This window comes from Ructibacterium sp. SJQ-7, from assembly GCF_054696575.1.
Genome location: NZ_CP195193.1, coordinates 1,994,120 through 2,007,765, shown reverse-complemented (window position 1 = coordinate 2,007,765; position 13,646 = coordinate 1,994,120). Strand labels below are relative to the sequence as shown.

Sequence of the window (13,646 nt, the reverse complement as noted above, 5' to 3'; positions counted from 1 at the left end):
TTGTTTTTTACATAAAGAACGGGAAAAAATCGTTCTGAACCATATATCTGTTATTCATTTCTTCGATTTGCAAATCGGTGTAACCTCTGTTTACCGCTTTTCTTGTGTTTAAATTAACAGCTTGTACCAAACCGATTACTTTTTTTGCATTATTATCATTTAATTCAACATTATACTTGTCAAACAAGCTAAGAATATCAGGAGCGTTTTCATTGCTCATTTTACATTCCATTTCAATTTCAAAGCATAAGTTTTCGCCCTTTACTTCATCCATACCCATTCTCTTAATCAAGTAATGTCTAAGTGCAAGATATTCGTTGGTTTCTTCAATATATCCCGGGTTAGCCATTTTCATAATCTTTTTTCTTGACGGAATATAAAACGGTTTGTTACCTTGCGTTTTCAACAAATCATCATAAAAACCTTCTTCCAAAACATAAGTGTTTACAATCGAATTGTTGTATATTTCCCACAAATCCATTTTACCGTTGATAGTATTAATCAATTCCATAAAATCGTCTTTTGAAATATCATGATTTTGCTTGTCGTATATTTCAAAAACCTTGTCCAACGGAACAATTTCGTAAAGTTCCGCAAAAACATTGCAGTAATTTATTATTTTATCTCTGACTTCCAAATCACCTTTTGATTCGTTTGTATAACATTTAGCAACTAAGTCTTTTACTTCGTCACACAAACTGTATTGTTCGTTTTCAAATGATATATAACCCAATTCCAATAAAAGTCCGATTTTGAAAACATCCAACTTTTCAATTTCGTTGTTCTCGCACCAATTTACAAGACATTCCGTTTGTTCTTTGTCAAGCGCCGCAAGAACTGTCTTAAAATACTCGTCTGATAATAATATTTCCGATATGCTTTCTGCCACTTCGCCCTTGTTCATTTTTGAACGACCTTTTATATTAAGCTCTTTTGCCAAGTCAAGCATTTCGGGCTTTTTCCAAGACATTATATTATCAAATATTTTCATTTTTCTACCCCTTAATATTTTTTTAATATTATATCATTAAATTTTCACATATACAAGCCATAAAAATAAACAATACTTTCCGCAAATTCTATCCGTCAAGTCAGCCAAACCTCTAAAAATTCCGCATAAAACAACACCTGCGGCAAGTGTTAGAGTTCAAGGCAACGCCCTTAGCTCCCTCACAAATACCGCAGGTGATATTTTATCAACCTACTGCTTCATTTGGGTCATCATATGCAGGCACACTCGGTACTACCCAAATCAACTGATTGTTGTCGTCCCACTCAACACGACAATCCAATGCATCTGTTATATCACGAAGTTTAAAGTAATTGTTTCCGTCAATATTATAGCACGTTGCCTTTATAGGTACTCCGTCCAGTGTTAAAAACGCCGATGATGAAAAGGCTGTCCTTGTAACATCGTCGCCCGGTGTTAATTCGCCGCCAACCGATGTATAATCATAAAAGCTTAGCATATCAATCGAATTTGTTGCTCCGTCATACTTAACATCAAATGTTTTAATTGTTCCGTTTAAGATTTGTGCAATATCTCTGAGCTTAAAGTAGTTGTTGTCATCAATGTTATATGCAACGGTGTTATATTTGCGGCTATCCAGACAAATAGTCTGCGTTTTGGCAACAGAGTTTTTGCTGAATCCGTTTCCGGGATAATAAGTAAATGTTTCCCGACTTTCATCCTCTTGAACCAAATAGCGAATCTCTCCGTTATAGTAAATAGTATAGATTTTTCCTGTTATAATCCAAGGCTCTATTTCTGAAGGATCTATTCCGGGAATGTTCCTCATATCCTCATCACGGTCGAACGAAAATTCTTCAATGCCGTATACATTTACCCAGTCTTTGTCTTCTATTTTATTGATTTCACCGTTGTTTGAACTAACCCATTCACTGTATTCTAAGGCCTTATCCATATCAGCGTTGATATATCCGAAACGATACTCTTTCAGTTTTGCAAGTCCTTCGGCAGAATAGGTCAACGCACCCCATTCACCCCAAGCCGTATCTACGGACAGAACGCCTATAGGTGCACCAAGCTTTGCTACGTCATCAGCTGACTGTGTTTTGGTTAAATCGACAAGATTACTTGTCGGAATATAACATACCTTTGAGTTGAACCAGATTTTTGAATTTGTTCCGTCATAATCTTTCTCGATAACATCTATTACTGTACCTTTTTTAACCGAAGAACCGTCTGAAATATCACAATCCGCATTTGCCTCAGCTTTGTAGGAAATTAGCGGTTTTTCGGTGTTTGCAAGTTGTATATTGACATATTTGGATTCAACATAATATAAACCGTGCTTGTAATAAATTTTATAATGTCCGTTTTGTGGTATTGCATCAACTATTTGAACAGATTGATTTATTTTATAAACACCCGATTTTACATAATCCGTTTCGTCAGGAGTGGTTTTTACCATCAAATTAGCGGTTGCCTTGCCGACAGCTTCAATTTTTGGAGCAGTTGCCACTTGATTGTTAATATCTAAGATATAACAATTTTTTCTTGGCAGAAAATATACTCCCGGTTTCCAGCTTGTGAAAGCTCCACCGTCTTTTCTTCCGCTACAATCTATAATTGAACCACGGGATTCGTCAACTCCGCCCTCGCTCCATACGGCAACCCAATTTTCGTTATAAGCAACAACATCAAATTCACTTGATGCACCTACATAAAATGCTGTGTTGGCATTTGCCTCTGTTCTTGACTTTTCTGCAAACGGAGGATCATAGCCGATTTCTTTAAGTTCGTCCAATCTCTTAGAGTGATAATTAATCGGCGGATTGCCCGGATAGAAAGATGCTTTTACCGAGCCGAATTTTCCCTCATCGCCTATATGCACAACAGCCATTCCAACCATCGGTAACGATTCAGGTCGGTCATGCCTTACCCATTCAGTCGGGACTTTTGCATAAAAATTTCTTTCATTGCCCTCGGTTGTTTTTGAGCCGCCATAGATATAGTCGGAAAGAAAATACATATTTATTGTATGTTGATACTTATCCGGATCAGATGACGCTGTCGATTTCTCTATTTCTTTTTCTGCAACCTCTGCTGTTTCAAGTGTATCCTTTCTGCCGGCAAGAGCAGGAACATAGCCGATTGTACCGTCTTGGAGCTGAATCTTATGAAATGTGCCGCCATCTCCGACTACATTAGGCTCCAAAATTGTTACTTTGTTGTACTGGATGACCACTGCAACAGAACGACCGTATGATGGATTTTGATAAACAGACATACTTTCTATTCCCGCCTTGACATAAGCCGTATCACCCGCCTGAAAATCAGCAGCCGACACGTTTGTGCAAAATAACATTAATGTACAAATTAATGAAGTAATAAAAATTTTCAACATGATAAATCCCTCTTTTCTTAATTTTTTTATTTCGTCTTGGCAGACTATGTTCTATAATTATTATACATCGTACATCGGTATACGATGCAATAGATTTTCAAAAAAATTAATTTTTTTATTCTGAAACAAAAACTTTTAATGTCATATCAAAAGGAGTTTTATTTTTCATCGCTAAAGCTACACTGAGCCTCGGAACTGTCTGTTTTTCATAATACAGCAAAAACCTCCTGTATAATCACAGGAGGTTTTTGTACTGATTTATCTTCGACATCCACAATCATTGTCACCTTCCGGCTCGGATATGTCATCTTGATCACATTCCAAGAATTCGCCCCTCTCAGGCGGGAAGAATTCGTCAACCGGGAAGTCTATTCTCTCAAATAAGTCACAAGGATTGTCATCCGTTGCCCCTACCCCAAATAGACCATGCGGTGTGGATTGGGAAAAAGTGGGGTTTTATGCTATATTTAAGCATATTTCCTCCGACCGTTCGGATACTCCAAATACGGTTGTTTCTTTTCATGATCGTATTTTTGAATCGGAACACCTTTTATTTTCTTTATTTCATTATCTATCCTAATAGCCTCGACAAAACGTTTTGTCAATTCATCATTCGATACACTGCAAGTTGAATCAATCGCATTTTCTCCATTCATAACCTTTAATCTTCTATTTATATTATAGAATTTCAACACTTCTTATCAGTCTTTCGTCTTCTGTAATTGCTATGTGGATTTTCTCTTTCGGTAGGAATATTATTACAAACACAATCAAGATGATTGGTTATCATTTTAGACAATTCAACGGCAAATTCTCTATAATCATACCATTTCTTTAGTTCTTCAATGAAATCTTGATTCATAACATCACTTTCATCTACATTTCCAAACGAAATACTCATAGCGTCTAAGACTGCTAAAATTGTGTAGAAGTAAACCATCACATACTCCGGATGTTTGCCGCGAGCTTCTTTTGCTATATCTAACGTTTGTCCGAATATATGCAACGTACGATTTAATGCGCTTAAGTTATCGAAAGAGTTTTTTACATCTTTTTCAACTGCATAGTTACTAATATCATCAAGCAATGTTTTCAGTTCCAATCTTTTCAATGCACATTTTTCATCTAAAGATAATTCCTCATCATTATTTGGTAACAGTCGTTTTGCTCTGTAACGCACATTGTCCGGTTTTATCGGCTTAAATGTAAATCGTTCACTCTGCCCGCCGGAATAAATCCTGTATATAGGCAGCTCTTCAAGTTTTTGGTGTTGTTCAACAGTAAGTTCACCAAAATAATCCGAGTTATCAATACCGAATATATTGCATAAATCTTCTTTTCTCTCTTTTGACGGAAGCTTTTTAGAATTTTCCCACATATTTATTGCCTGCCTGCTTACGCCCATCGCTTCAGCCAATGCCCTTTGACTATAATTGCATTTTGTTCTTATATATTTTAATCCGTTCATAAAACTGACCTCCCATAATAATTAAAACACGTGCACTTGCTTTAATTATTATTTTATACAGGTTGACACAAGGTGTCAATTTGCAACCATAAAATTTTTTAAGACAAATCTGAATCACTTTCAGTTATTGATATATACTTTTGCAAATATGTATCGACCTCAAAAATCGGCAATCCTTTATATTTTTCTAATATCTTATCACTAATTAGAAGTATACGACGATTATCTTCCGTTTTTTCTGTTTCAAAATAATTAATCTTACCTATTCTTCCGCATATTACGCAATACTGTCCTTTACAAAAACTATTACCTGAATTAAACAAACAATCCTTGTATTGGTGTTTATGCTTTGATTTCATCTTAGATTTAGATACTGCCGATTCCTTCTTTTTAAGATATTTAGGAATATCCTTTTCTACTTTATGTTTTGAATTATCTTCTTTATATTTCATAGTTCTATCGCTCCTTTAATAATTATGGTCATCAAAATAATCTTCTGCATCTTCATAACATTCAAAATCATCATAATTATCATAATAAAAATCTTCCGGATCATCATAGTCATATACATCATACGGATCGGATTTTTTCTTTTTTTCGGTTGATTTGCTTGAATATTTACGCTTATATTTTGCAAATTGGTCTATCGGTACTCCGCTTGTATTCGGCATACCGTCTTCCGTCCAATAATAGTTCATTTTTATGACATCTGTAACTTTTCCGTCCTGACACTTAACTTTCAAACCTATTGATTTTGAATTTGGATCATACCATTTTGCATACCAGATATATGTTGTTATATGATACTCCCCATGAGAAAAACTTTCTTCTTCTCTCTCGTTATATCTACCTACCATTGTATAATTGATATACTCCTCTGACATACCCTCATACGGTACTTTTGAGCCGTATTCTTCTTGCAGTTTCTTTTCACGTTCTTCTCTGCGTTTTTCTTCTTCTTTTAAATATATTTCATAATTGGTATTGTTTTCTTCTCTCATTTTCGATATTTCTTTTCCAAAAATACCGTTATAATTCTTCGGTATCTGTGACAAATACGAATTTATTATTGAGGCATCCTCTACACTGTCATACTGACACATACGAGCGTAACAACTCACAAATCCATTCTTATCATATAAATTGCTTACATGAGAATTCAACAAAATATCTTCCGCCTCAGCATACGATTTTTCTTCTATAAGCCTTATTGCTTTATTATATTGCATACCCCAATAAGAAGAATATGATATAAGTATTATCATGACCATACTAACCAATGCAATTAACACTTTCTTTGTCGTACTCATAATTCATCCCCCATTATGTTGAATTTTCTTCTTTTTCATACTTAAATTCTATCACAAGCAAAGTCCAATATAGTGTACACCGCAAAAAAAGCGGACATAAAAGTCCGCTTTCACATTAATAATATATACCATATTTTTTAAATTTCTTATGTCCGAAATATTTTTGTATTAAATACTTATATAATTTTTCGTTTGGCCATATATGTTTTTCATCATGATATATAACCATATATATTTTTAACATCGGTAAATACGAAGCAGAGATACCTCTAAAGACTATTCCCCAACAATCTCTGTATCCATACATCCCCTTGTATTCCATAGATTCATCAATGTTTCTGTAAGGTTCAAAGTCCAACGCATTACAATACTGTAGCAATTCAGGTAAATCATCATCTTTTATTTTAACTCCGTAAGAAAACAAAATCTTTTCATTTTTTCGATGTCTTTTAACCAGTTGATATGACAATTCCTTTTCTACAAGATTTAAGAGCATAGTTCCTTCACAATCTTGTAGAAAATTATTTTTAAATTCTATTTTTGAAAAATAAATCGGTTTATCCATAATAATCACCTCAAATTAACATATCTAATCCATAAAACAACCGATAATTGCGGCTATAAAAAGTATAATAACTACACCGATAATTGTCGTCAAGCACCCTTCTCCGCCGTTTCCGCCGGAAGAAAATTGGCTTCCGCCGGACGGTTTACTCATCATAAAATCAAAATATTCCTGTTGTTTTTTATCCATTTCTTTTACCCCTCAAACTATCTCTTTGCATATAAAATGATTTTCTCTCGCATAACGCTGTGCCTCTGAACCGGCAACACAATATATAGTTTTACTTTTACCCAGCATATAATTCACAAAGTTATTCCTTCCTATTTCTTTAACATTAGGCGGTATAGTAACTTCAGTAATTTCAGTTCTCCAAAAAGCATCATTTTCAATTTTCAATACACTTTTTGAAAAATTGACTTTCGTCAATTTAGAATCCTCAAATGCCGATTTACAAATTGTTGTAACATTCTTAGGTATATCTATTTCTGTTATCCCACTTGCACCTAACATACTGCTACTTATTTCAGTAAGCCCGTCGGATAATATTATTCTTTTTAAATCACTGCAATAACAAAAAGCACCCCAGCCTATTTCTTTTACATTATTCGGAATTACTACATCCACTAAACCTGTACTTGAAAATGCTCTTTTTCCGATTACAAGCAAACTTTTAGGGAAATGAATTTTTTTCAATTTTTCACAATACTTAAATGCCTCCCCATCTATAAACTGACACCCTTCTTCAAATATAACTTCCGTCAGGCTCTTACATCCGTAAAATGCTTTACTTCCAATTTCGTTTACTCTCATACCATTTATCGTTGACGGTATTACCACCATCGAATCATCAAAACCTATATATTGAGTTATAATCAACTCCCCATCAAATACTTCTGTTTTGAAAACAGACTCTTTCGCCTTTGCCGTCACTTTAAAAGTATTTTCTACTTTTTTACCGCATTTCGGGCAATAGATAAAATCTTCTTGCAATGTTGTATAACAACGATCACATTCTATATGTGTATTTATATATTTTCTTTTGTAACGTTTTATTTCTTTATTCATTTCCGTATTACTGTCTTTCAAGTCCGATACATCATCTTTAAGACTTTTATTTTCACTTTTCAATTCTTGTATTTTCTCTTGTTGACTTTTTATTTCCTTTAATAACTTTGCTTTTTGAGTAAATATGTTCATAAAAAAATTCCTCCTCTGCATAAATCAATCGTTATGGTCATAAAAATATGTTTCCGCATCATCTATTCCGTCAAAATCATCTTCGTTATCATAATAAAAATCCTCAGGATCATCATAATCATGCACATTATACGAATCGGAGCTATGATTTGAATCTCCGTGCGAATATCCGTATAAAGGTTTTGAATGTGATGAATGTGAAGAACCGGATGATGAACGAGTTGAATTTTTCTCTTTCAATCTTCCGTCTTTTGAGAATACATCTGAATTTATCACTTTAGAATCAAATTCTTTTATCCAATATCCGCTATAATTTTCTTCCATAGTTTCAGTTGATTCTTTGCTGACAGAACGCACATTTCCGTTTAGACAACAAACCACATACCCTTTATCGTACCAATAAAATGTATCATAAATATCATATCGTTCATTGTCTGACACATCATCCTTCTTTGTTCTTTGATATTTATCAGGCTTGCCTAATTGCGTGTATTCGATAAATAATTCACTCATACCGTCATACGGCAGTTTATCCGCATATGACGCTCTTTCTTCTTCAAGTTTTTGTTTTTTTTCCTCTGCCTCTTTTGCCATTCTTTCCGGCAACGTACGGATATATTCTTCTTTAGCTTTTTCTAACTCTTGCTTGTATTCTTCATATCTTTGGTTTATTTCTTGTTTTGACGTTTTTATTTCTTCACATAAAGCTCCACTGTAATTTTCGGGTACAAGGTTTATTCTGTTACTCGCAAATTCAAATTTGTTATCATTGTAATATTCCATTGCTGTTATGTAAATATATAAAATAGCTGAATCGGCAAAATAATGTTCCAAATTTTCTGTATCTTTACATTCGTATAAAAGCACTGAACGTAGTCTAAAATACGATCTTTCATCATTATCATCTTTGTGTTTTACATTCATATCAGTAAGCATTTCTTCCGCTCTTGTATAATCGCCTTGCTTTATTACCTCTATCACTTTATTATACTGACTATTCATCATGATAAAATGCACAATTCCATACAGCATAAACAGTATAGCAATACCACAGATTACTGCCATAACCTTTTTACCATTTGTCCATTCCATATTTATTCCCCCTATCACCGTATTACTACTATATCACCATATACAAAATAAGTAAATGAAATATTCAGACTTATTTCGTCTTTCTATACTTAAATTCTACAACAAGCAGAGTCCAATTTAGTGGACTTTATATATTTCCGTTCAAATTATCCTCTGCTTTGCCAATATACACTCTGTAACTCTGTCCGCAACAATCGCCCTATCTCTATTCGGATAAAATCAAGAATAGTCATAAGTGTTCCATTATAGTTTCACGTTTAAATATAGGAATAGAGAGCTGTTTTCCATATATATCATATTCGTACCGAATTGTCAAATATATTAACCCCCACTAAAAAAGCGGACAGAATTAACTTCTATCCGCTTAATATAAATTCTATACTATTGTGAATCACTTCTAATATAAAATGTCGAACGTCCCGAACCGCATTTTATAATTTCTCCGCTATCAACAAGCTTTTTGATAGCGTTCTCTACTGACGCTTTTCCTATTGTTGGGCATAGCTCCAAAATATCGCTCTTTTTGAATTTACCAATCTTACTTTCTACTGCCTTTCTCACTATATCCAAAGCCGACATTTTATTTGACACAACATTTATTCTATCTTCAAAATCCCTATATGCCGCAAGAATAATTTTCAATAAATATTTTATAAAAGATGACGGATCTTCCTTGTTATCATGCCAACCATGCTGACATTTTTCAAGAGCCTTATAATACAAATTCTTGTTTTTCGCTATTTTACTCTCCAAAGAGATATACTTTCCTACTACATATCCGCTCCTATATAGCAGCAACGTCGTAAGCAATCTACTCATTCTGCCATTCCCATCATTAAACGGATGAATACATAAAAAATCATGTATGAATATTGGTATAAGTATTAATGCATCAATATCTTGCGCTGAAACAGCCGCATTATATCCTTCGCATAATTTATTTATCGCCGTAGGTACTTCATACGGTGCAAGTGGTGTAAATAATACAAATTCATTTCCGTCACCGTCTATTGCACTTATATAATTCTGTGTATTTTTAAAATTACCCCCAATATTCTTTTCAGAATATTTATATAAATCTCTGTGAAGTTGCAAAATATAATTTGAACGAATCGGAATGTACTCATAATTTTCGTGTATAGTATTTAATACATCTCTATACCCCATAATTTCTTCTTCATCACGGTTTCTGGGCGTTGTCTTATCTGTGCATAATTGTTTTAGACGAGTATTTGTTGTTCTTATCCCTTCTATTTCATTCGATGATTCTGTACTCTGCACTTTCGCTATCTCAATTAATCTGTCAAGTTCAACAGGTTTTTGTTTTAAATATAATTCCTGTCGACCTTTAAATTCATGTATTTGTGCAACTAAGCCTAATATTTCACTATCCCATTTCCGTTCTTTTAGTTTCGTATAATCAAAGGTTCGCATTTTCTCACACTCCATTATTTTTCTCCTAAATTATACCCCTTTTTAGGAGAAAAGTAAAGCATATTAGGATAAAGTTTTTTTATTTCCCCCTCAACTATATATCATTCGGAACTTTATCATCACATTACCTCATCATGCATATTATTAAAGTTTTTATTTAATTTAAGTAAAAACTCTTGTATTTTTTTATTTTTTAGTCTATACTAATATAAAAGGAGGTTGTTTTTATGATTATAAGAGAAGAATACTTAAAAAAATTATTCACATATATGGATGCACCGATTATAAAAATTCTTGCCGGAATACGCCGTTGCGGAAAATCCACAATTTTAGAAATGCTCCACAAAGAATTAATAAGCAAAGGTATTGATAAAAACAATATTATTTGCAAACGATATACCTCTTTTGAGATAGATGACTGCTATACTGCAAAAGATATGTATAACGACATAAAAAAAGAAATGATTAATGATAATAAATACTATCTTTTACTTGACGAAGTACAAGAAATAGACGGTTGGGAAAAAGCTATTAACAGTTTACTCGAAGATACCAATGCCGATATTTATGTGACCGGTTCAAACTCAAAGCTTATGTCAAGTGAAATATCCACATATCTAACCGGCAGATATGTTTTAATCCCCGTTTATCCTCTGTCATTCAAAGAATATCTCGACTTTAAATCAAGCAGTACGAAGTCGGAAAAAGAACTTCTTAATGAATATATAAAATTCGGTGGTTTTCCTATTGTTGCACTTGGCAATTACGATGAACAATCGGCATATCAAATCGTCGAAGGAATATATAATTCAGTCATAACAAGTGATATTACAAAAAGACATAATATCGTAAATTTCGATTTATTCAATCGTGTTGTGAAATTCATTATTGAAAATGTAGGCAAAACTTTTTCAGCCAATTCAATAGTAAAATTTCTAAAAAGTGAAGGCAGAGCTTTGTCGGTAGAAAGTATATATAACTATCTTGAATGGCTTGAAAAGGCTTTTGTAATCTATCGTTGCAGACGATATGATTTACAAGGAAAATCAGTATTAAAAACTCAAGAAAAATTCTATCTTGCAGACCAATCGCTAAAATATTGCATTATGGGATTCAATCCAAAGTCCATAGCTTCTATGCTTGAAAATATCGTGTATTTTGAATTGAAAAGACGCGGATATGAAGTGTATATAGGAAAGCTCGGCACAAAAGAAATAGATTTTGTTGCCATTAAACGTGATGAACGTATTTATGTGCAAGTATGCAGAACACTTCCTGAAAATTCAAATCGTGAAATCGGCAATCTCCTTGCAATTAAAGACCAATACCCAAAATACGTTGTCACCCTAGACGAACTCTCAACCGGCAACGTCAACGGTGTAAAAATCATTCACTTATTTGATTTTTTGTTAAAAAAAGAATTATAACACAAAAGCCCTCGTTTTTTATATGCAAGGGCTTTATTTAAGCAACAATTCAACACGTTCTTGTATTACACGTTCAACTGTTTTTAATCTTTTCTTGCTCCAATTATATCTTGGATGTTTTTTGAATTTGAAGTTTTGCAGCTTATGCAGTTTTTGTTTTTGCGAATTTGTTATATAGTGTTTTGCAAACTCTACAAAATCCGAATATGTTGCAGGCGTACGGGTATTGACATAAACAGAAATATCATCAAGTTCATTTTCCATTGCAAATCCCCATAATGACAATCCGTTATCAAATATCGGTGCATTGTCAATTATCTTATTTGTATAATTATCAACAAGAACTCCGAAATTACCGAAATGTCTGTCTGTATTACACACTACTGCGTCAAACACAAACATATCAATCAATTTATCAAAATACTCATCACCCAACTTTTTATAATAGTCCGTAACTGCATTTATTCCGCCTTTTGACACCAATCTTGAAATCGGAACAAACGAAACCTCTTTATTTGTAAAAAGTTCGCATACCGAACACAATCGTCCGTCATATTTTCTTAAATTATACTCAACAGCATTTAACCCCATTGCCTCTGCAACTTGATAAGCATAGTATTCAGCGTACGGTTCATTTCCCGAATTAGCGAAGCCCTCTGTACCTGATTTATATAAAAGTATCTTTCCGTTTTCCCTTTTCCAGCACTTTGCAAGCATACCGTTGGTTGTGAACTCCGGCGAGGAACGAAATGTCGAACGAATTGAACTTCCATATCCGGTAAAAGCGATATATGCTAAAGTACGGCTAAAATGATTATCGTACAAATTAACACTGTCAAAAGTACCTTTAAAATTCTCATCTACAACCCAATAGCAATCATTCAAAGACAAACCTTTGCATATATCAATTATTCCCTTTGTATCTTTTTCATTAAGACCTAATTTCGCAAGAAAATTTTGAACATAGGCTCTGTTTGAAGGAATAGTTCTTGCTTTAAGCCACTTCCTTATTGATTCTTCATTAGATTCCATTCCTAACGGCAACAATTTTTCTTTTTCCTTGTTTGCCCATAATAACTTAACGGCAATACCGTCGAATGTTTTTTCAATATTAAATTTTAGTAAATCACTGTCATAATGTTTCAAAATATAGCTCAACAGTATCACCTCCGCCATTTATTATATCACGATAAATCCAAAATATCAATCACTTCACTCGCCTGTAAAATGTACTTTTGCTCATCCCCAATTCTTTCATCGCCTGTGCGGCGGTGATTTTTTTATCACGCCATTTTTGAACGACTGTATCAAAATCGGTGTACACCTTTTTCTTCCTGCCTTTATACTTACCCTGCTCCTTTGCAATTTCTATACCCTCACGTTGTCTTTGCAAAATATACTCACGTTCAAGCTCCGCTACCGCACCGAATATTGTAAGCATAAATTTACCTGTCGGTGTAGTTGTGTCGATTGCTTCTTTTTTACTCACGAACTCTACTTCTTTAATATGAAGTTTTTCGACCAAATCCAAAAGGTCTTTTGTGTTTCTTGCAAATCTTGAAATCTCGCTTACAATAACAGTATCACCTTTTCGTACATAATCAAGCATTGCTTTAAGTTGCGGACGGTTTGTGTTTTTGCCGCTCATTTTATCAATATATATTTCATCAACGCCGAGTTCTTTCATCATCACTTCTTGCCTTAATGTATTCTGTTCACTTGTTGAAACTCTCACATATCCGATTTTCATAAAAATCAACTCCAATCTCCGTGTCATTAGGG

General features: G+C 33.7%; 14 protein-coding genes. 1 reads left to right on the top strand and 13 read right to left on the bottom strand.

The genetic code is table 11. The features are described 5' to 3' along the window. Positions 1 to 7: 7 nt before the first annotated feature. The 11 genes from ACSAMO_RS08650 to ACSAMO_RS08600 all read right to left on the bottom strand — a co-directional run bounded on the left by ACSAMO_RS08650 (position 8) and on the right by ACSAMO_RS08600 (position 10,452). On the bottom strand, positions 8 to 991 hold the full coding sequence (locus tag ACSAMO_RS08650) for a Rho termination factor N-terminal domain-containing protein (protein WP_022228947.1): 984 nt from the start codon (positions 989 to 991) through the stop codon (positions 8 to 10). A gap of 205 nt (positions 992 to 1,196) precedes the next feature. Beyond that, positions 1,197 to 3,371 (bottom strand): hypothetical protein, encoded by a 2,175-nt coding sequence (locus tag ACSAMO_RS08645; protein ID WP_482490524.1) that lies wholly within the window; start codon positions 3,369 to 3,371, stop codon positions 1,197 to 1,199. A gap of 467 nt (positions 3,372 to 3,838) precedes the next feature. Next, positions 3,839 to 4,027, bottom strand: a complete 189-nt coding sequence (locus ACSAMO_RS08640; protein WP_499209143.1) for a hypothetical protein — start codon at positions 4,025 to 4,027, stop codon at positions 3,839 to 3,841. Positions 4,028 to 4,059: 32 nt separating this feature from the next. Further along, complete coding sequence (locus ACSAMO_RS08635; protein ID WP_499209142.1) at positions 4,060 to 4,839, bottom strand: helix-turn-helix transcriptional regulator; 780 nt, start codon at positions 4,837 to 4,839, stop codon at positions 4,060 to 4,062. 98 nt (positions 4,840 to 4,937) lie between these two features. Further along, positions 4,938 to 5,291 (bottom strand): hypothetical protein, encoded by a 354-nt coding sequence (locus ACSAMO_RS08630; protein ID WP_499209141.1) that lies wholly within the window; start codon positions 5,289 to 5,291, stop codon positions 4,938 to 4,940. A gap of 15 nt (positions 5,292 to 5,306) precedes the next feature. After that, positions 5,307 to 6,149: a hypothetical protein gene (locus tag ACSAMO_RS08625; protein WP_412332282.1), complete on the bottom strand. Its 843-nt coding sequence runs from the start codon at positions 6,147 to 6,149 to the stop codon at positions 5,307 to 5,309. A 115-nt stretch (positions 6,150 to 6,264) separates the two neighbouring features. Continuing rightward, positions 6,265 to 6,714 (bottom strand): hypothetical protein, encoded by a 450-nt coding sequence (locus tag ACSAMO_RS08620; protein ID WP_499209140.1) that lies wholly within the window; start codon positions 6,712 to 6,714, stop codon positions 6,265 to 6,267. A 24-nt stretch (positions 6,715 to 6,738) separates the two neighbouring features. Further along, positions 6,739 to 6,903, bottom strand: a complete 165-nt coding sequence (locus ACSAMO_RS08615) for a hypothetical protein (RefSeq protein ID WP_418755653.1) — start codon at positions 6,901 to 6,903, stop codon at positions 6,739 to 6,741. Positions 6,904 to 6,915: 12 nt separating this feature from the next. After that, positions 6,916 to 7,911: a leucine-rich repeat protein gene (locus ACSAMO_RS08610; protein WP_499209139.1), complete on the bottom strand. Its 996-nt coding sequence runs from the start codon at positions 7,909 to 7,911 to the stop codon at positions 6,916 to 6,918. Positions 7,912 to 7,935: 24 nt separating this feature from the next. Continuing rightward, entirely contained in the window at positions 7,936 to 9,003 is a 1,068-nt protein-coding gene (locus tag ACSAMO_RS08605) for a hypothetical protein (RefSeq protein ID WP_499209138.1), read from the bottom strand. 381 nt (positions 9,004 to 9,384) lie between these two features. Then, positions 9,385 to 10,452 carry a Fic family protein gene (locus ACSAMO_RS08600; RefSeq protein ID WP_499209137.1) on the bottom strand — a complete coding sequence of 356 codons (1,068 nt, stop codon included), beginning with the start codon at positions 10,450 to 10,452 and terminating at the stop codon, positions 9,385 to 9,387. 212 nt (positions 10,453 to 10,664) lie between these two features. On the opposite strand from ACSAMO_RS08600, the gene ACSAMO_RS08595 reads away from it, so the two are divergent. Then, the gene (locus ACSAMO_RS08595) at positions 10,665 to 11,864 is read left to right on the top strand and encodes an ATP-binding protein (protein WP_499209136.1); all 1,200 of its coding nucleotides are present in this window, start codon (positions 10,665 to 10,667) and stop codon (positions 11,862 to 11,864) included. Positions 11,865 to 11,897: 33 nt separating this feature from the next. Here the strand turns inward: ACSAMO_RS08595 and ACSAMO_RS08590 are convergent, their stop codons facing one another. Both ACSAMO_RS08590 and ACSAMO_RS08585 read right to left on the bottom strand, forming a co-directional pair. Then, positions 11,898 to 13,031 (bottom strand): HipA domain-containing protein, encoded by a 1,134-nt coding sequence (locus ACSAMO_RS08590; protein WP_499210098.1) that lies wholly within the window; start codon positions 13,029 to 13,031, stop codon positions 11,898 to 11,900. 40 nt (positions 13,032 to 13,071) lie between these two features. Further along, positions 13,072 to 13,614: a recombinase family protein gene (locus ACSAMO_RS08585; RefSeq protein WP_499209135.1), complete on the bottom strand. Its 543-nt coding sequence runs from the start codon at positions 13,612 to 13,614 to the stop codon at positions 13,072 to 13,074. Positions 13,615 to 13,646 lie beyond the last annotated feature (32 nt).

Excerpts from the sequence above, each read along its gene's own strand:
- ACSAMO_RS08630 (WP_499209141.1), bottom strand. The coding sequence starts at position 5,291 with ATGAAATATAAAGAAGATAATTCAAAACATAAAGTAGAAAAGGATATT.
- ACSAMO_RS08625 (WP_412332282.1), bottom strand. The coding sequence starts at position 6,149 with ATGAGTACGACAAAGAAAGTGTTAATTGCATTGGTTAGTATGGTCATG.
- ACSAMO_RS08595 (WP_499209136.1), top strand. The coding sequence starts at position 10,665 with ATGATTATAAGAGAAGAATACTTAAAAAAATTATTCACATATATGGAT.
- ACSAMO_RS08635 (WP_499209142.1), bottom strand. The coding sequence starts at position 4,839 with ATGAACGGATTAAAATATATAAGAACAAAATGCAATTATAGTCAAAGG.
- ACSAMO_RS08645 (WP_482490524.1), bottom strand. The coding sequence starts at position 3,371 with ATGTTGAAAATTTTTATTACTTCATTAATTTGTACATTAATGTTATTT.
- ACSAMO_RS08640 (WP_499209143.1), bottom strand. The coding sequence starts at position 4,027 with ATGAATGGAGAAAATGCGATTGATTCAACTTGCAGTGTATCGAATGAT.
- ACSAMO_RS08615 (WP_418755653.1), bottom strand. The coding sequence starts at position 6,903 with ATGGATAAAAAACAACAGGAATATTTTGATTTTATGATGAGTAAACCG.
- ACSAMO_RS08650 (WP_022228947.1), bottom strand. The coding sequence starts at position 991 with ATGAAAATATTTGATAATATAATGTCTTGGAAAAAGCCCGAAATGCTT.
- ACSAMO_RS08620 (WP_499209140.1), bottom strand. The coding sequence starts at position 6,714 with ATGGATAAACCGATTTATTTTTCAAAAATAGAATTTAAAAATAATTTT.
- ACSAMO_RS08600 (WP_499209137.1), bottom strand. The coding sequence starts at position 10,452 with ATGGAGTGTGAGAAAATGCGAACCTTTGATTATACGAAACTAAAAGAA.
- ACSAMO_RS08585 (WP_499209135.1), bottom strand. The coding sequence starts at position 13,614 with ATGAAAATCGGATATGTGAGAGTTTCAACAAGTGAACAGAATACATTA.
- ACSAMO_RS08610 (WP_499209139.1), bottom strand. The coding sequence starts at position 7,911 with ATGAACATATTTACTCAAAAAGCAAAGTTATTAAAGGAAATAAAAAGT.
- ACSAMO_RS08605 (WP_499209138.1), bottom strand. The coding sequence starts at position 9,003 with ATGGAATGGACAAATGGTAAAAAGGTTATGGCAGTAATCTGTGGTATT.